At 70.1% G+C, this 16,421-nt stretch carries 18 protein-coding genes; 11 read left to right on the top strand and 7 right to left on the bottom strand.

Translation table 11 applies throughout. The features are described from left to right. Positions 1-32: 32 nt before the first annotated feature. Positions 33-749 (top strand): tRNA (guanosine(46)-N7)-methyltransferase TrmB, encoded by a 717-nt coding sequence (trmB, locus tag AB0L64_RS25515; protein ID WP_363713872.1) that lies wholly within the window; start codon positions 33-35, stop codon positions 747-749. Here the strand turns inward: trmB and AB0L64_RS25510 are convergent. Beyond that, entirely contained in the window at positions 730-3,318 is a 2,589-nt protein-coding gene (locus AB0L64_RS25510) for a family 78 glycoside hydrolase catalytic domain (RefSeq protein ID WP_363713870.1), read from the bottom strand. The two genes, trmB and AB0L64_RS25510, sit on opposite strands and share 20 nt — an antisense overlap. Before the next feature lie 155 nt (positions 3,319-3,473). Here AB0L64_RS25510 and AB0L64_RS25505 point away from each other — a divergent pair, with 155 nt between their 5' ends. Genes AB0L64_RS25505 through AB0L64_RS25480 form a run of 6 tightly spaced genes read left to right on the top strand, consistent with a single transcriptional unit; the run spans position 3,474 to position 7,735 of the window. Further along, the gene (locus AB0L64_RS25505) at positions 3,474-3,572 is read left to right on the top strand and encodes a putative leader peptide (protein ID WP_355688645.1); all 99 of its coding nucleotides are present in this window, start codon (positions 3,474-3,476) and stop codon (positions 3,570-3,572) included. Between the two features lie 40 nt (positions 3,573-3,612). Next, positions 3,613-4,521 (top strand): sulfite exporter TauE/SafE family protein, encoded by a 909-nt coding sequence (locus AB0L64_RS25500; protein WP_359932757.1) that lies wholly within the window; start codon positions 3,613-3,615, stop codon positions 4,519-4,521. A gap of 32 nt (positions 4,522-4,553) precedes the next feature. Then, positions 4,554-5,615 carry an ABC transporter substrate-binding protein gene (locus AB0L64_RS25495; RefSeq protein ID WP_363713867.1) on the top strand — a complete coding sequence of 354 codons (1,062 nt, stop codon included), beginning with the start codon at positions 4,554-4,556 and terminating at the stop codon, positions 5,613-5,615. 25 nt (positions 5,616-5,640) lie between these two features. After that, positions 5,641-6,423, top strand: coding sequence for an ABC transporter ATP-binding protein (locus AB0L64_RS25490; RefSeq protein WP_363713865.1), 783 nt, complete (start codon positions 5,641-5,643; stop codon positions 6,421-6,423). Next, a complete protein-coding gene (locus AB0L64_RS25485) occupies positions 6,410-7,300 on the top strand; it encodes an ABC transporter permease (RefSeq protein WP_359932766.1) in 891 nt (296 codons plus the stop codon). The genes AB0L64_RS25490 and AB0L64_RS25485 overlap by 14 nt, the downstream gene beginning before the upstream one ends. Before the next feature lie 36 nt (positions 7,301-7,336). Further along, complete coding sequence (locus tag AB0L64_RS25480; RefSeq protein ID WP_363713863.1) at positions 7,337-7,735, top strand: PLD nuclease N-terminal domain-containing protein; 399 nt, start codon at positions 7,337-7,339, stop codon at positions 7,733-7,735. Between the two features lie 12 nt (positions 7,736-7,747). Here AB0L64_RS25480 and AB0L64_RS25475 read toward each other — a convergent pair whose 3' ends face one another. From AB0L64_RS25475 to AB0L64_RS25465, 3 genes are all read right to left on the bottom strand, one after another. Further along, a complete protein-coding gene (locus tag AB0L64_RS25475; protein WP_363713861.1) occupies positions 7,748-8,041 on the bottom strand; it encodes a WhiB family transcriptional regulator in 294 nt (97 codons plus the stop codon). Positions 8,042-8,268: 227 nt separating this feature from the next. After that, positions 8,269-8,823 (bottom strand): histidine phosphatase family protein, encoded by a 555-nt coding sequence (locus AB0L64_RS25470; RefSeq protein WP_363713859.1) that lies wholly within the window; start codon positions 8,821-8,823, stop codon positions 8,269-8,271. Positions 8,824-8,826: 3 nt separating this feature from the next. Continuing rightward, positions 8,827-9,165, bottom strand: coding sequence for a hypothetical protein (locus AB0L64_RS25465; protein WP_363713858.1), 339 nt, complete (start codon positions 9,163-9,165; stop codon positions 8,827-8,829). Between the two features lie 272 nt (positions 9,166-9,437). Between AB0L64_RS25465 and AB0L64_RS25460 the strand changes: the two genes are divergently transcribed. From AB0L64_RS25460 to AB0L64_RS25450, 3 genes are read left to right on the top strand one after another with little or no spacing between them, the layout of a single operon-like run. After that, on the top strand, positions 9,438-10,517 hold the full coding sequence (locus AB0L64_RS25460; RefSeq protein WP_363713856.1) for a 3-deoxy-7-phosphoheptulonate synthase: 1,080 nt from the start codon (positions 9,438-9,440) through the stop codon (positions 10,515-10,517). A 54-nt stretch (positions 10,518-10,571) separates the two neighbouring features. Beyond that, positions 10,572-12,656 carry a phosphocholine-specific phospholipase C gene (locus AB0L64_RS25455; protein ID WP_363713854.1) on the top strand — a complete coding sequence of 695 codons (2,085 nt, stop codon included), beginning with the start codon at positions 10,572-10,574 and terminating at the stop codon, positions 12,654-12,656. A gap of 40 nt (positions 12,657-12,696) precedes the next feature. Next, complete coding sequence (locus AB0L64_RS25450; protein WP_363713852.1) at positions 12,697-14,001, top strand: glycoside hydrolase family 32 protein; 1,305 nt, start codon at positions 12,697-12,699, stop codon at positions 13,999-14,001. On the opposite strand, the gene ybaK is transcribed toward AB0L64_RS25450, so the two are convergent. Together ybaK and AB0L64_RS25440 are read right to left on the bottom strand one after the other, a co-directional pair. Further along, positions 13,988-14,476 (bottom strand): Cys-tRNA(Pro) deacylase, encoded by a 489-nt coding sequence (gene ybaK / locus AB0L64_RS25445; RefSeq protein WP_363713850.1) that lies wholly within the window; start codon positions 14,474-14,476, stop codon positions 13,988-13,990. The two genes, AB0L64_RS25450 and ybaK, sit on opposite strands and share 14 nt — an antisense overlap. A 31-nt stretch (positions 14,477-14,507) precedes the next feature. Beyond that, positions 14,508-15,173 carry a helix-turn-helix domain-containing protein gene (locus tag AB0L64_RS25440; RefSeq protein WP_363714526.1) on the bottom strand — a complete coding sequence of 222 codons (666 nt, stop codon included), beginning with the start codon at positions 15,171-15,173 and terminating at the stop codon, positions 14,508-14,510. Between the two features lie 81 nt (positions 15,174-15,254). On the opposite strand from AB0L64_RS25440, the gene folE reads away from it, so the two are divergent. Further along, a complete protein-coding gene (gene folE / locus AB0L64_RS25435) occupies positions 15,255-15,866 on the top strand; it encodes a GTP cyclohydrolase I FolE (RefSeq protein ID WP_359932789.1) in 612 nt (203 codons plus the stop codon). Positions 15,867-15,884: 18 nt separating this feature from the next. Here folE and AB0L64_RS25430 read toward each other — a convergent pair whose 3' ends face one another. After that, the gene (locus AB0L64_RS25430; protein ID WP_363713847.1) at positions 15,885-16,205 is read right to left on the bottom strand and encodes a hypothetical protein; all 321 of its coding nucleotides are present in this window, start codon (positions 16,203-16,205) and stop codon (positions 15,885-15,887) included. Positions 16,206-16,421 lie beyond the last annotated feature (216 nt).

Below are 16,421 nucleotides of genomic sequence, written 5' to 3'. Positions count from 1 at the left end.
GGGGATGTCTCGTCAACGCTAGACTCCGGCTGGTGGAGGCAGTGGATCAGGTCAGGCAAGCCGGTGTGTTCAGCACCGTCCGGCGCAGTGTGCGGATGACGGTCGGGCAGAAGCGCGTCTGGCAGTCCCACTGGCCCGACCTGGGCCGGACCCAGGAGGATCTCCCGCCCGGCGTCCTCGACCTGGCCGAGTGGTTCGGGCGGGAAGCGCCTACCGTGCTGGAGATCGGCTCCGGGATGGGCGAGGCGACCGCGCAGCTCGCCGTCGCGATGCCGGAGGTCAACCACCTGGCCGCGGAGGTCTACCCGGCCGGTCTCGGTCAGCTGATGCTCTGGGTGGAGAAGTACGACCTGGACAACGTCCGCCTGCTGCAGGGCGACGCGCTGGACTTCCTGCGTGATCACGTCGCGCCCGGCGCGCTGGCCGGCGTACGGATCTTCTTCCCGGACCCGTGGCCGAAGAAGCGGCACCACAAGCGGCGGCTCGTCACGGCGCCGTTCGTCGCGCTGATCGCGGACCGCCTGCAGCCGGGCGGGACGTTGCACCTGGCAACGGACTGGGCGGACTACGCCGACGGCATGCTCGCGGTGTGCGAGGCCGAGCCGACGCTGCGCAACCAGTACGGCAGTGAGTCCGACGGCTGGGCGCCGCGTCCCGAGTGGCGGCCCGTGACCAAGTTCGAGTCCCGCGCGCAGGCCGAGGGACGCGACGTCCGCGACCTCATCTACGTCAAGCAGAGCGGCTCGTGAAAGCCCACTGCCCGGCGCCGACCGTGTAGACCGTGTAGCCCGAGTCGTACGTCGGAGTGCCCGCGAACGACTGCGGCACGGCGTCGACGTCCGACGCTCGAGCCGACGGGACGTGGATCTCAGCCGTGCTGCCGACCGGCACCTGGACATCCAGCGACAGCACCCGTCCGGTCTTCTTCCACGACACCGACACCCGTCCGCGGATCGTCTCGGTCCGGATGCTCGCCGAGTCGGTCTCGTCGCGCGCGTCCGGCCGAACGACGATCCGCTCGGCGCCCGCGTCGACGACGCGCAGCCCGGCGACGTTCTCGAAGATCCATTGCACGACCGTGCCCTGGAAGTAGTGGTTCCGCGACCGCGAGTCCTCTTCCCACTTCTCCCACATGGTGTCCGCGCCGAGATCGAACCAGTAGCCCCAGCTCGGGTAGCTGCGCTGCAGCGCGACCTTCGTCGCGACGTCGGCGTACCCGTGCACGGTCAGCACCGGGAGCAGTACGCCGACGCCCAGGCAGCCCGTGTTGAGGTGGAAGCCGCGCGCCTCGACGTCCGCCGCGAGACCCTCGGCGACTCGCGCGACCAGGTCCTCCGGGACGATCCCGAACGCCAGCGGCACGGCGTTCGACGTCTGGCGGTAGTCGGGGTCCTCCGCCGACCGGTACCGACCGGCCGCGCGGTCCAGGAACGTCCGGTTCAGCCCGTCCGCGAGCTCCGCGGCGGCCTTCCGGTAGTCGTTGGGCTGCCCAATGACATCGCCGATCTCCGCCGCGACGACGAGCGCCCGGTAGAGGTACGCCGTCCCCGTCAGTCGCCGGTCCTCCGGCGCCGGGCCGCTGCCGAAGCCGGGCGGGAGCCAGTCGCCGAGCACGCTGACCGACAACCCGTCCTCGACCCGGTCCAGCTCCCACCCGAGGTAGCGCGTCAGCGACTCCCAGTGCTCACGGAGCAGCCGCTCGTCGCCGTACCAGCGATACATCTCGCGCAGCAGGAACGGGTAGACGGTCGGCCATTCGGTCGCGGGGGAGAGGTCGGTGAATCCCCAGCCGCTCGACGGCACGATCACCGGCAGCTGCCCGGAGTCGGCCTGGCTGTCGCGGATGTCGCCGAGCCACTTGGTGAAGAACCGCGCCAGGTCGAGCGTCGCGAGCATCGTCGGAGCGCCGACCTGCGCGTCGCCGGTCCAGCCGTTCTTCTCGAAGTACGGCGTATCGGTCGGGATCCCGTGCAGGTTGCCGAGGATCGTGCGGCGCATGGCCCGCTCGAACACCTCGTACGCCGACTGCGTCGAGGCGAACCGCGTCGCGGACGCGACGTCGGAGTTCACCACCCGCATCTGCACCGCGGTCGGCGCGCCCTCGATCTGCACGTAGCGGAAGCCCTTGTACGAGAACCGCGGCTCCCACGTCTCGACCCCGGTGCCGGCGGCGACGTACTCGTCGCGCTGGATCCGGTCGCCGTCGACGTGCACGTTCCACGCCGCTACGTTGCCGTCGGCAACCGTCTCGCCGTGCGTGAGGGTGATCGTGGTACCAGCCGGCGCGGTGGTCGACAATCTGGTCCAGCCCGCCACGGTCCGGCCGAAGTCGGCGATCCACACGCCCGGCCGGACCTCGGTCACCTCGACCGGGTCGACGGTCTCGATCACGCGGATCGGCTCGTGGGCCTGCGCGGTCAGCGTGCCGCCCGGCGCCTCGACGACGGCGGCGGCAGACCAGGACGCGTCGTCGAATCCGGCCGTGTCCCAGCCGGGCAGTGCTCGCCGGGCGTCGTACGTCTCACCGGTGTACAGCGAGTCGGACAGCGTCGGCCCACCGGTGATCCGCCACGTCCCGTCCGTCACCACCTCGTCCACGCGGCCGTCGTCGTACTCGACGACCAGCCGCGCGAGCAGCCGCGGCTCGGCGGTCCACGGAGTGTCGTGCCAGCGCCAGACGTTCACCGAGGTCATGCCGAAGAAGCCGCGGCCCAGCTCCGCGCCGACCACGTTGCCGCCGGACCGCAGCAGCTCGGTCACGTCGTGCGTGACATACAGAACCGTGCGGTCGTAGGCGGTGAACCCCGGATCCAGGACCGCGTCGCTGACTGCCTGCCCGTTCAGTCGGAGAACCGCGTAGCCGAGGCCGCTGGCGTAGAGCCGGGCCCGCCGTACGGCGCCGTCGACCGCGAAGCTTCGCCGCAGGAGCGGTGCGCTCTGCGTCGCGCCGCCGATCCACTGCGCGGTCCCGAACCCCTCGCCGAGCAGACCGGTCTCGAACCACGACGGCTCGGCCCATTCGCCGGCCCGGTCGTCGTGGTCCCACAGCCGGACGGTCCAGTGGTACCGGGTCCGCGCGGCCGCCGGGCCGTCGTACTCGATCCCGAAGGTCTGCGCCGACCCGACCTTGCCCGAGTCCCACACGTCGGCGCGCTGCGGCGTCAGCAGTTCGGGCGCGGAGGCGACCAGGACCTGGTACGCCGTCTGCGCGGCGCCGTATCCGGGGGCGACGGCGACCCAGCTGAACCGTGGGCGCGCTACGTCGAGCCCGAGCGGCCGATCGGCGTACTCGGTCTTGAGCGATCGAGGAGTCAGCACGCTGAGGACCGTAGGCAGCGGGACGCCCGGCTTTCAACCGTGTGACCAGATCCGGCCGGATGATCGGAAATGATCGTCCGTCTCGGTTCGTGATTTGTAGGTCCACATCCTGAAACCTGAGCATCTTGCTCGACTTTGTCCGCTTTCATAGAGTCATGCAGATCATCGCGAACGCGCCCGGGGACGCCCTCACCCGGCGCCGGCACGTCGATCTGCTGCGCGTGAACTCCGCGGGTTGTCGGGCGACGGCGTAACTCTTCCGTCCGTCTCCCTCCCGTCCGCAGGAGTAGCTCCGTGCGTCGTCTCATCCTGATCGCGTTGCTCGGCTCGATCGCCCAGCTCGTCGACGGCACCCTCGGCATGGCCTACGGCGTCACCGCCAGCACCGCCCTGCTGATCACCGGGATCACCCCGGCCGTCGCCTCCGCCTCGGTGCACCTGGCCGAGGTCGGCACCACACTCGCCTCCGGTCTGTCGCACTGGCGGTTCGGCAACGTCGACTGGCGCGTGGTCGCGCTGATCGGCGTCCCGGGCGCGGCCGGCGCGTTCGCCGGCGCCACGTTCCTGTCCAGCCTGTCGACCGAGTCCGCGTCGCTGTGGGTGGCCGGTCTGCTGCTCCTGCTCGGCGTCTACATCCTGGTCCGGTTCGGCACCGGGAAGGTCCGGGCCGTCATCGAGGGCCGTCCGGCCGGGCGGTTCCTCGGGCCGCTCGGTCTGGTCGCGGGCTTCATCGACGCCACCGGTGGCGGCGGCTGGGGACCGGTCGCGAACTCCGCGCTGCTGTCCAGCGGCAAACTCGCGCCGCGGCGCGCCGTCGGGTCGGTGAACGCGGCCGAGTTCCTGGTCTCGGTCGCCGCCAGCATCGGATTCCTGTTCGGCCTGGGCGGGAAGAACCTGCCGTTCGGCATCGTCGCCGCGCTGCTGATCGGCGGCGTCCTCGCGGCGCCGCTGGCCGCGTGGCTCGTCTCCCGCCTGGCCACCCGCTGGCTCGGCGTCGGCGTCGGCCTGGTGCTGATCCTGACCAACGCCCGCACCGTGCTGAACGGCCTCGACGTCGCCACCGGCCCGCGGTACGCCGTCTACGCGGCGCTCGTGCTCGGCTGGGCCGCCATCGTCGCGTACGGCGTTCGCGCCCAGGCCCGCCGTACCGTCCGCGAGGCCGAGCGTCTCCTCGACGAGACCGAGCTTGAGCCTGCTTCCTGAACTTTCTCCTCCGTCAAGACAGAGGTTCCCCTGTGAGCATCTTCCGTCCGTTCCGCCTGCTCGCTTCCGCTCTCGCTCTGACCGTCGCCGCCGCGGGTTGCTCCCGTGCCGACGGCAACGAGACGACAGCGGTCTCGAACGACAACGGCCCCGCCGCCGAACTGCGGCTCGGCTACTTCCCGAACGTCACCCACGCCGCCGCCCTGGTAGGTCTCGGCCAGGGCCTGTTCACCAAGGAGCTCGGCAGCACCAAGCTGGTGCCGACCAAGTTCAACGCCGGGCCGGAGGCCGTGGGCGCGTTGCTCGGCGGCTCGCTGGACGCGTCGTTCATCGGTTCCGGGCCGGCGATCAACGCCTACGCAAAGTCGAAGGGCGAGGCGGTCCGCCTGATCGCCGGCGCGACATCCGGCGGTGCGCAGCTCGTGGTCAAGCCGACCATCACCAAGCCTGCCGACCTGGTCGGCAAGACCGTCGTCACGCCGCAGCTCGGCAACACCCAGGACGTGTCGCTGAAGAAGTGGCTCGCCGAGCAGAAGCTGACCGGCAAGGTCAAGGTCACCAACCTCGAGAACGCGCAGACCCTGGATGCCTTCAAGAAGGGTGATGTCGACGCGGCCTGGCTGCCCGAGCCCTGGTCGTCACGGCTGGTCCTGGACGCCGGCGCGAAGGTCCTGCTCGACGAGGCGTCGCTGTGGCCCGACGGCAAGTTCCCAACGACCGTGCTGATCGTCCGCACCCAGTTCCTGCAGGAGCACCCGGAGACCGTGAAGGCCTTGCTGTCCGGCTTGGTCGCGGCCATCGACTTCAGTACGGCGAACGTCGCGCAGGCGAAGACCGTGGTGAACGAGCAGCTCAAGGAGGCGACCGGCAAGGCGCTGAAGCCGGCCGTCATCGACCGGGCGTTCGAGCACATCACGATCACCGCGGACCCGATCGCCGGCACCTTCCCGCAGCTGGCCAAGGATCAGGTCACCGCGGGCATCGCGAAGGAGGCGCCGGCCGTGGCCGGCTTCGCGGACCTGGGGCCGCTCAACGAGGTACTCGCGAAGGCAGGCAAGCCGGCGGTCGACGCCGCGGGCCTGGACGCGAAGTAGGACGCAGAGCAGGAGGAGGACAGCCGTGACCGCAACTCTCGACGCGCCGCCGGATCAGCTCAGCCCGGTGCGGTTCCACCACGTAGGCAAGGCGTTCGGCAGCGGCCGGAAATCGGTGCTCGCGCTGGACGGCGTCGATCTCGAGGTGCGGGCCGGGGAGTTCGTCTGCCTGCTCGGCGCGTCCGGGTGCGGCAAGACGACCCTGCTCAACCTGGTCGCCGGCCTCGACCGCCCGACCGCCGGACGGATCGAGCTGAACTCGTCGCGCCCGGCCGTGGTCTTCCAGGAGGCCGCGCTGATGCCGTGGCTGACCGCGGCCGGGAACGTCGAGCTCCCGCTGCGGATGGCCGGCGTACCGAAGGCGCAACGGCGGGCCAGAGCCGCCGAGCTGCTCGAGCTGGTCCGGCTTGCCGGTCTCGGTGACAAGCGGCCGCACGAGCTGTCCGGTGGCATGCGGCAACGAGTCGCGCTGGCTCGTGCGCTCGCGTCGACCACCGACAGCACCGGCGGCTCGGATGCGGGCAAGCCGTCCTTGCTGCTGATGGATGAGCCGTTCTCCGCGCTGGACGCGATCACCCGGGACGTCCTCCAGGGCGAGCTGCTGCGAATCTGGCGCGCCACCGGTACGGCGATCCTGTTCGTCACGCACGACGTCCGCGAGGCCGTGCGGCTCGGGCAGCGCGTCGTCCTGCTGTCGTCGCGGCCCGGGCGTGTGGTGCAGCAGTGGACCGTCGACGCGTCGCCCGATGCGGTCGACGAGATCAACACCGCACTGCGCAAGGTGATCAGCAGCCATGCCGCAGCTTGACGTCCGCGACGACGGTTCGACGGCGGGGTCGGTCGAGGCCGGGCTCGACGCCCTGGACACGCCGGTCGTCGCGCCGGACGGCTCCCGCCTGCGCCGGATCGCGGCCCGGGTGCTGCCGCCGGTCGGCGCGGTCGTCGTCCTGGTGGCGATCTGGCAGGCGTTGTGGGCGGCCGCGTTCTGGCCCGAGTTCAAGCTGCCCGCGCCGGTCGACGTGTGGGGCCAGATCTGGCAGCTCGTGACGAGCGGCGAGATCGCCGAGCTGTTCTGGGTGTCGGTGCACCGTGCCGTCATCGGGTTCGCGATCTCGCTGCTGATCGCCGTACCGCTGGGCCTCGCGATCGCGAACCTGCGCGTCGTCCGGCGCGGGATCGGGCCGCTGGTGTCGGGACTGCAGAGCCTGCCGTCGGTGGCGTGGGTGCCGGCCGCGATCCTGTGGTTCGGGCTGAACGACCGGGCGATCTACTGGGTCGTGCTGCTCGGCGCGGTGCCGTCGATCGCGAACGGGCTGGTGTCCGGTCTCGACCAGGTGCCGCCGATCCTGCCGCGGGTCGGCCAGGCGCTCGGCGCCGGGAGGCTCGGCGGGATCCGGTACATCCTGCTGCCGGCCGCGCTGCCCGGGTTCCTCGGCGGGCTCAAGCAGGGCTGGGCGTTCTCGTGGCGGTCGCTGATGGCCGCGGAGCTGATCGCGACCTCGCCGGAGCTCGGCGAGGGTCTCGGGCAGTACCTGCACAACGGCATGTCGCTGTCCGACATCTCGATGGTGTTCGCCGGCATCGTGCTGATCTTCGTGGTCGGCGTCGGCATCGAGCTGCTGGTGTTCCGGCCGCTGGAGAACAGCGTGCTGCGGGCGCGGGGACTCACCGCGTCCGCCCGCTGATCCCCGCTGACACACTGCGCGCCGTACTGTTGGAGCGTGGTCCGATTCCTGCCGTTCCTGATCAGCCTGGTGCTCACCGTGTATGCGCTGTTCTCGTGCATCCAGACACCCGACGAGGACGTGCCGCACCTGCCGAAGCTGCTGTGGATCGTCCTGATCGTGTTCGTCCCGTTCGCGGGGCCGATCGTCTGGCTGCTGATGTCGCGCGCGCACGCCAACCGCCAGGACACCGTCGTACGGCGACAGCCGCCGCGGCCCACCGCGCGGCCGGTGGCGCCCGACGACGATCCGGACTTCCTCAAGTCACTGGACCGCTACCGGGACCCGCGCACGACGGTGAAGCCGCCGGATCCGGAGGACACGCCGAAACCCAAGGACTCCAAGGGTTCCGACGAGTCGTCCTCCGAGACCGACGACGGAAATCCTGAACGGTAGGACCGGCGGCTCCTACGCGGACTTGCGGTGCTCGGGCAGGAGGGCGTTGTCGCGCTCGGACTCCGTGGTGCCGCCCCACACGCCGTAGGGCTCACCGACGGACAGGGCGTGCTGCCGGCATTCGGGCTGGACCGGGCAGGTTCCGCACAGCGACTTGGCCACCATCTCGCGGGCGCGTTTGCGAACGCCACGCTCCGATTCGGGCGAGAAGAAGAGCTCCGGGTTGACGTCCCGGCATGCGGCTTGCGACTGCCAGTCCCACAGATCCATGAGCGGGCGGGGCAGGCGAGGCATCCCTCTCGACATGGCAACCTCCTTGACTCACCGTGAGCGCGGACGGGCGCTCGGTGAAAACTATGCTCATCTCTTACGTAGTTCAACCCTTGTTGTCTCGAAGTTCGAGCCATTCGTTATCGCCGCAGGCGCCCGCGTGCCGCGATCGGCGGTTTTCAGGCGGGAGGCGTGTTCACGTCCGCATCTGATGTGACATGAGTCACTTCAACGGTGCAAGTTCGTCTGCACGTGCAGATGCCTCAGGCACCGATCGCGGGGTCGAATCGGTAGTGCTCGTGGGCGCCGTGGGCAGTGTCTCGCTCGCCGGTCAGGGCGCGGATCACGGTGGCGTGGGTGATTGCCAGAACCGGTCCGTCGGTGCTCGCGGTGTGCCGGGCGAGTGCGGCGTGAGCGCGCTCGCGGACCCGGGACAGCGGCTCCCAGGGGCGCTGGATGCCGTCCGGCCACTCGCCGTCGTACGCCTCGAACTCGGCGCGGGCGGCGCGGACGTCGGCGGCGCTCCGGCGGCGGCCGGTGTCGTCCGGCAGCCAGTCGCGCAGGTCGTGGTCGACCTTGACGCCGAGGGCCAGCCGGTGGCCGATGATCGCGGCGCTGTGCAGGGCGCGGGTGAACGGTGAGCTGACCAGGTAGGTCGCGCGGATGCCGCCGAGCAGGTCGGCGAGCTCCTCGGCCTGTTTCATCCCGAGGGCGGTGAGCGGGGCGGAGTCGGCCGTGACGCCCGGCCAGGCCTGGGAGTCGATCGGCCCGTAGTCCGGCTCACCGTGCCGGACCAGATAGATCTGCGTGACGGACATGGCCTACCTGAGGTGTCTGGCCCCTGCCCATCCACGCGGGTGGCCGGGCGGCGGCTGGAGCGGATCGGTGACTGCGGACGTGGGCCGCACCTGGTGCAGTTCCTCGAAGAGGTTGCCAGGTGTCCTGGGTGAGTCGATCCAGCGGATCTCCGTCGCGCCCTGGTGGCCGTGCACGGCCAGGATGGACTCGACGTCGGGCCAGACGGCCGTCGCGGGGTTGTCGCCGCGCCAGCGCAGGGCCACCGAGCCGTCGGTGAACTCACACCCTTCCGCCACCACGCCGGTCCCGGACACGCCACTGGGATCCCGGTACCGAACCAACTCGAAGGTTCGCGGCCTCACCACCTTGCTGCACTCCCCGATGTCTCGACCCGGTCTTGCAGCAGTCAACGAAGCCGCCCCTCGGATGGTTACTGCTATTGTCGTACCTGTGAAGCGCAGCTATTGGCGATTTTTTGAGTGGCCGGCCCCGGTGCCGGGCGACTCAGCCGATCGCTGACGCCCATCGCAGACACCAGAGCCGGCACGAAGGCAAGGACATCCGTCCTTGCCTTTTCTCGTTCCCAGCCGGCTGACTGCGACATCGCATGCGGACCGGCGGAAAGGTCCCCAGCATGAACACCCTCCCCAGACCGAGCGAACAGGCGCGCGTCGTCGACCGACGGATCGAGAAGACCGTCCCGCTGGTCACCCCGCTCGCCCTGCACGACGAGTTCCCGCTCAGCGACGAGGTGGCCCGTACGGTCGCCGACGGCCGGCAGGCGGTGGCCGACGTGCTGAACGGCGTCGACGACCGTCTGCTGGTCGTCGTCGGTCCGTGCTCGGTCCACGACGCCGACGCGGCCCTCGAGTACGCCGAGCGGCTCCGCCCGGTCGCGGAGCTGCTGTCCGACGGCCTGCTCGTCGTGATGCGGGTGTACTTCGAGAAGCCGCGCTCGACGCTGGGCTGGAAGGGCCTGATCAACGACCCGGGCCTGGACGGCTCCGGTGACGTGAACCGCGGCCTGCGGATCGCCCGGCGGCTGCTCGTCCAGGTCAGCGAGCTGGGCCTTCCGGTCGGCTGCGAGTTCCTCGACCCGATCACCCCGCAGTACATCGCGGACACCGTCGGCTGGGGCGCGATCGGCGCCCGGACCGTGGAGAGCCAGGTGCACCGGCAGTTGTCGTCCGGCCTGTCGATGCCGATCGGGATGAAGAACCGCCCGGACGGCTCGATCGGCACCGCGGTCGACGCGATCAAGGCGGCCGCCGTCCCGCACGTCTTCACCGGTATCGACCACGACGGTGCGCCCGCCATCCTGCACACCCGCGGCAACCCCGACTGCCACCTGGTCCTGCGCGGCTCGGACAGCGGCCCGAACTACGACGCGGACTCCGTGGCCGGCGCCGTCGAGCTGCTCCGCAAGGCCGGCCTCCCCGAGCGGGTCGTGATCGACGCGAGCCACGGCAACAGCCGCAAGGACCACCGCCGGCAGCCGGTCGTGGCCGCGGAGATCGGCGCGCAGGTCGCGGCCGGCGACCGGGCGATCGTCGGTGTGATGCTGGAGTCGTTCCTGCAGGAGGGCCGCCAGGACCTCGACCCGACCCGGGAGCTGACCTACGGCCAGTCGATCACCGACGCCTGCCTGGGCTGGGACACGACCGAACAGGTGCTGCAGCAGCTCCGGGACGCGGCGGTCGCCCGCCGCGGATAGCTGTTCATCTGCAGGCCGCGCAGCGGCTACAGGGGCCACCTAAGGTCCGGGACCATGACTGAGATCTCCCGGCGCCTGGTGCTCGGTTCGGTGGCGGGTGGGGCAGCGGCTTCGCTGCTCCCACCGTCGCTGCACACCGCGATGGCGCAACCTGTGAGGCGTGGTGGTCTGCGCGCGATCGAGCACGTGATCGTGCTGATGCAGGAGAACCGCTCGTTCGACCACTACTACGGCACGCTGCGCGGCGTCCGTGGGTACGGCGACCGGCAGCCGCTGCGGCTGCGCAACGGCAAGAGCGTCTTCCACCAGCCGAAGACTGGTGGCGGCGAGGTGCTGCCGTTCTCGCTCCGGAAGGCCGCCGCCGACGCGGGCCGCAACCCGGACGACATCCAGTACCTCGGTGCGCTGGCCCACGGCTACGGCGACGCCACCCAGGCCTGGGCGGGCGGTTGGAACGACGACTGGGTGCAGGCCAAGACGGCGGCCACGATGACCCACTACGACCGCCGCGACATCCCGTTGCAGTACGAGCTCGCAGAGACGTTCACGATCTGCGACGCGTACCACTGCTCGGTCAACGGCTCGACCAACCCGAACCGCAACTACCTGTGGTCCGGCACGACCGGCTACGAGCCCGGTACGACGCAGCGCGCGGTGACGAACGCGGCGTACTCGTACGACCACAAGGGCTACGACTGGACGGCGTACCCGGAACGGCTGGAAGCGGCCGGTGTGTCCTGGCAGATCTACCAGGAGTGGGACAACTTCACCGACAACGCGGTCGAGTACTTCAAGACCTTCAAGGACATCGGGCACCGGATCCTTGCGAACGTGCCGGGCGGCTACCGGACGACCGAGGAGTTCTACGACAAGCTGTTCGCGAAGAGCGAGGCCGAGCGGGCCGTGGCGCTGCAGCAGCTCGACGCGGCCGTCGGGAAGCTCCCGGCCGCGGACCAGAAGCTGTTCCGCAAGGCGATGTACCGCTCCGAGCCGGAGTCGCTGGTACCGCGGTTGCGCGCCGACATCAAGGCCGGGACGTTGCCGAAGGTGAGCTGGCTGGTGCCGGCGGCGGTCGACTCCGAACACCCCGGATCGTCCACGCCGGTCGGCAGCGCGAACCTGATCTACGACGTGCTCGACGCGATCGCGTCGGACCCGGAGACCTGGTCGAAGACCGTGCTGCTGATCAACTTCGACGAGAACGACGGGTACTTCGACCACGTCCCGCCGCCGGTCGCGCCGCAGCCGCCGTCCGGGGCCGGCGACGACTGGTACGCCGGGAAGCCGATCGGGCTCGGCCCGCGGGTCCCGATGACCGTGGTGTCGCCGTGGACGGTCGGCGGTCACGTCAACTCGCAGGTCTTCGACCACACCTCGGTCCTGCGGTTCCTCGAACTGTGGACCGGTGTCCGGGAGCCGAACATCAGCTCCTGGCGGCGGACGGTCTGTGGTGACCTGACGTCGGCGTTCGACTTCGACCGGACGTACCGGCAGCCGTCGGTCGACCGGCCCGGTCCGGTCCCGGCGCCGATCAATCGCTGGCACCCGACGCCGCCCGCCGATCAGGCCCTCCCGGTCCAGGAACCCGGCCGCCGTCCGGCTCGCGCGCTGCCTTACGGGCCGTCGGTTTCGGGTTCTGTTGCCGATGGCAAGTTGATGCTGGCCTTGAGCAACAACGGGTCGCAGTCGGCGCACTTGGCGATCTATCCGTACGGCGGTGAGCTCCCGGCCCCGACCCACCTGGACGTCCACCACGGCGAGACGCCGGCCGTGGTCACGATCCCCGTGGACGGCCCGTTCGAACTCGCCGTCCAGGGCCCGAACCGCTTCTGGGCCGAGGCCGCCGGTACGTCCGCCGGCGCGGCGGCAGCCCTCGACGTACGGATCGAGAACCGCGCCGGCGCTCTCCAGCTCCTGCTGGTGAACGGCTCGAGGAAGCCGTTGACCGTCAAGCTGAAGGCGCGCGGCTACACCAGCAAGACCACGACGATCGAGCTCAGAGGCAAGCAGTCCCGCCCGCTGTTCTGGCCGACCGATAGCGGCTGGTACGACGTCGAGGTCACGACCGCCGAGGACCCGGCCTACCGCCGCCGGCTGTCCGGTCACCTCGAAACCGGCAGGCCGAGCATCACGGGGTAGCGGACATCTGAGTCGATGAGCCAGATGGTCTCATTGACTCATGACGGACTTTCCGTACCCGGAGACGAACTACCAGGAAGACGCCCGCGGGCAGTTCCATTTCAGCACCCGCGCCGGCTGGATGAACGACGTGAACGCGCCGCTGTACTACCGCGGCGTGTTTCACCTCTACTACCAGCACAATCCGTTCGGCCTGGTGTGGGACACGATGCACTGGGGGCATGCGACGAGCACCGACCTCGTGCACTGGACGCAGCAGCCGATCGCGCTCGACCCGAAGACCCACCCCGGCGACCTGTGGTCCGGCGGCGGCGTCGTCGACACCGGCAACGCGAGCGGCCTGAAGGCCGGCGACGACGACCCGATCGTCGTCTACTCCGGAACGAACGGCGTCACGGTGTTCTACAGCCTGGACGGCGGCGCCACGTTCACGGCGTACGCCGACGGCAAGAAAGTCGTGACACCGGGCGGCACCAGCCGCGACCCGAAGGTGTTCCGGGATCCGGCGTCCGGACACTGGGGCATGGTCGTGTGGTCGGACGAGGGCGGCAACGGCGCCGACTTCTACACCTCGGCGAACCTGCTCGACTGGACGTTCGGCTCCCGGTACCCGGCCGAGTGGCTGTTCGAGTGCCCGAACATGATCCGGATGCCGATCGACGGCGGCCACCGCTGGGTTCTGCACGACGGCGGCGGCAACTACCTGGTCGGGGACTGGGACGGTACGGCGTTCCACACCGACTGGACGGCTCCGCAGAAGATCAACCGGACCGAGACCCACGCCGGCGGCGGGTACTACGCCGGGCTGACGTTCGAGAACCTGCCGGACGACCGGATCGTCTCGATGGCCTGGCAGGGCGAGAACAAGGGCTCGATCTGGACCGGCAACGCGTCCTTCCCGGTCGACCTCACGCTCCGCCGTACCGACGACGGTCTGCGCGTGTTCAGCACGCCGATCCCCGAACTCGCACTCCTCCGCGGCGAGCCGCAGACCTGGGAGAACCTCACTGTCGAGGACGGCACACACCAGCTTCCGGCGACTGACACCTACGAGCTCGAGGCAACAATCGACGTCCGGGACGCACGTAGGTTGACCGTCAAGGCCGGTCGGGACATCGTGTACGACGGCGAGCAGCAGACACTCGACGGAGCGACGCTGCGGCCGGTCGACGGGAGGATCACGCTGCACCTGCTGGTCGACCGTGACCAGCTGGACGTCTTCGGGAACGACGGGGCCGTCTACCAGAGCTACAACGTTCGCCCCTGTGGGTTGGAGCTGATCGCCGAGGGGCGCGCGGTCGTCGAGCGGGTCACCATCTGCCGGCTCGGCTCTATCTGGCGATAGCCGCCGTCCGCGCCTTGGTCACGGTGATCAGGTCGGCAGGGGACAGGCCGATGTCGAGGCCGCGCCGGCCACCCGACACGTAGACCGTCGGGTGGTCGGTGGCGGTGCTGTCGACGACCGTGGGCAGGGCGCGCTTCTGGCCGATCGGGCTGATCCCGCCGACGACGTAGCCGGTGGTGCGCTCGGCGGCGGCCGGGTCGGCCATCACCGCCTTCTTGCCGCCCGCCGCGGCTGCGATCGCCTTCAGGTCGAGCTGCTTGGCGACCGGGACGACGCCGACGGTGAGTTTCCCGTCGACCTCGACGAGCAGCGTCTTGAACACCTGCTCCGGCGCCAGCCCGAGTGCCTCGGCGGCCTCCAGCCCGTACGACTTCGCGGCCGGGTCGTGCTCGTACGCATGCGTCGTGAACTCGACCTTCGCCTTGGTCAGCGCCACCGTCGCCGGCGTTCCCTGGCTCTGCTTCGCCTTGGCCACGGGGTGAGCTTAGTTCGCGGACGCTCACCACTCACAATGCGGGACGTCCGGTGATCCGGACGCAGCAGTGGCCGGCTCGCGGAGTGAGCTCCGCCTGGAGCGGGGCATCCTGAGTGGTCAGCAGCCCGGCGACGAGGTGCAGGTTCATACCGCAGACGAGTTGCGGGTGGTCCTTCGCCAGCCGGCGGAACGGGCAGTTCGCCAGTGCGATCCCGTCCGCGTCGGGCCGGGGCTCGAAACCGTAGGCCTCGAGCACCTGCAGTAAGCCGCCACGGTCGCGGGCGGCCCGGCCGAGCGTCTCGCCGTACTCGTGGGCGCGGCGGTTGACCGCCTCGCGGGGTGTGACGCCGGTGGACTCGGCGTCCTGGATGGCCGCGGCGAGAAGCTGGCCGGCCACGGCGTACTGGCGCTCGGGGAGGCTGATCTCGATCTCGCGGTCCGAGCGGTGGTACAGCTTCGCGGGGCGGCCGGCCCCCGGGCCGGTGCGACCGGTGCGGCGTTCGTAGCAGGTGTCGAGCAGACCCTCCTCGGTGAGCCGGTCGAGGTGGAAGGCGGCCGTGGTCCGCGGGATGCCGAGCGCGCTCGCGGCGTCGTCCCGGCTCACCGGCTCCGGCCGGCCGACGACGTACTCGTAGAGCCGGCGGCGGGTCGGCTCCTCCAGGACGGCGACCGCCTGCACCGAGGCGTCCCACGACATGTCCACGGGATGATTCTATCGACAACTCTGGTTGGCGTAACAGTATGATGTCAGTTCGCTGATACCTCAGGGAGTGTGCAGATGGCGATCTCGGCCGACCTCGAGTCCGTCCCCCTCCATATCGTCGCGCGCCGGGAGGAGATCGACCTTCCCGCCGCGCAGCGTGCCGTCGCGGACCTGCTGACCGCGCTCGGGCGGGACCCGCACAGCGCGCACCTCGCGGACACCCCGCGCCGGGTCGCGAACGCGTATGCGGAGATGCTGACGCCGCGGGAGTTCGAGCTCACCACGTTCCCGAACGACGAGGGGTACGACGAGCTCGTCCTGGCCAAGGACATCCCGGTGCAGTCGCTGTGCGAGCACCACCTGCTGCCGTTCCAGGGCGTCGCCCACGTCGGGTACCTGCCCGGCGACCGGATCCTCGGGCTGTCCAAGCTGGCCCGGGTGGTGGAGCTGTTCGCGCGCGACTTCCAGGTGCAGGAGCGGCTCACCAAGCAGGTCGCGGACTGGCTGCAGGACCACCTGTCGCCGAAGGGCGTCGGTGTCGTGATCGAGGCCGAGCACCAGTGCATGTCGCTGCGCGGCGTCCGGGCGGCCGGCTCGCGCACCGTCACCTCGGCGCTCCACGGCACCCTCCGGAACAACCCCAGCTCCCGCGCCGAGTTCTTCGCCCTGACCGGCCTCACCCCGTAGGGGCGGCCGGGCGAAGCGTCAGGCGGAGGCGACCGCCGGGGGCAGGTGGGACCGACGGCCGGTGGCGAGGATGTGCGTGAGCTCGCCGGGCAGCAGGTCTGTGCCGGGGACGGGCTCCATCTCGGAGACGTCCAGCCAGCGCACCACGGTGGCGCCGCTGTGGCCGTGGACCGCGAGGATCGAGTCGAGGTCCGGCCAGACGGCGGTCGAGGGGTTCGCGCCGTGCCAGCGCAGTGCCACCGAGCCGTCGGTGAACACACAGCCTTCGGCGACGACGCCGGTTCCGGAAACCCCGCTGATGTCGGTGTATCGGACGAGTTCGAACGTCTGGGGTTTCACCGGCGACACCCCGTGTGGCGTGACAAAGTTGCCATGATCCTTTCCCCGTCAGGCACAGTGGATTCTCGCCACAAACCGGGGACAATTACCGACTGTCAGCGGGGAAGGACGGTCTGTAGCGACTCATCTTCTCACCACAAGCTAGAACCATTCCAGCGAACACGCCAGCCCCTAATCCGCGTGTCTCGAACTGCGACACGTGATCGAATACCTCAA

The organism is Kribbella sp. NPDC051936, from assembly GCF_040680955.1.
Taxonomy (GTDB): domain Bacteria; phylum Actinomycetota; class Actinomycetes; order Propionibacteriales; family Kribbellaceae; genus Kribbella.
This window is presented reverse-complemented; position numbering and strand designations above follow the sequence as displayed.

Bases quoted from the DNA above. Each gene is read 5' to 3' on its own strand.
- AB0L64_RS25505 (WP_355688645.1), top strand. From the start codon at position 3,474: ATGCAGATCATCGCGAACGCGCCCGGGGACGCCCTCACCCGGCGCCGG.
- AB0L64_RS25485 (WP_359932766.1), top strand. From the start codon at position 6,410: ATGCCGCAGCTTGACGTCCGCGACGACGGTTCGACGGCGGGGTCGGTC.
- AB0L64_RS25475 (WP_363713861.1), bottom strand. From the start codon at position 8,041: ATGTCGAGAGGGATGCCTCGCCTGCCCCGCCCGCTCATGGATCTGTGG.
- AB0L64_RS25470 (WP_363713859.1), bottom strand. From the start codon at position 8,823: ATGTCCGTCACGCAGATCTATCTGGTCCGGCACGGTGAGCCGGACTAC.
- AB0L64_RS25460 (WP_363713856.1), top strand. From the start codon at position 9,438: ATGAACACCCTCCCCAGACCGAGCGAACAGGCGCGCGTCGTCGACCGA.
- AB0L64_RS25455 (WP_363713854.1), top strand. From the start codon at position 10,572: ATGACTGAGATCTCCCGGCGCCTGGTGCTCGGTTCGGTGGCGGGTGGG.
- AB0L64_RS25450 (WP_363713852.1), top strand. From the start codon at position 12,697: ATGACGGACTTTCCGTACCCGGAGACGAACTACCAGGAAGACGCCCGC.
- AB0L64_RS25440 (WP_363714526.1), bottom strand. From the start codon at position 15,173: ATGTCGTGGGACGCCTCGGTGCAGGCGGTCGCCGTCCTGGAGGAGCCG.
- folE (WP_359932789.1), top strand. From the start codon at position 15,255: ATGGCGATCTCGGCCGACCTCGAGTCCGTCCCCCTCCATATCGTCGCG.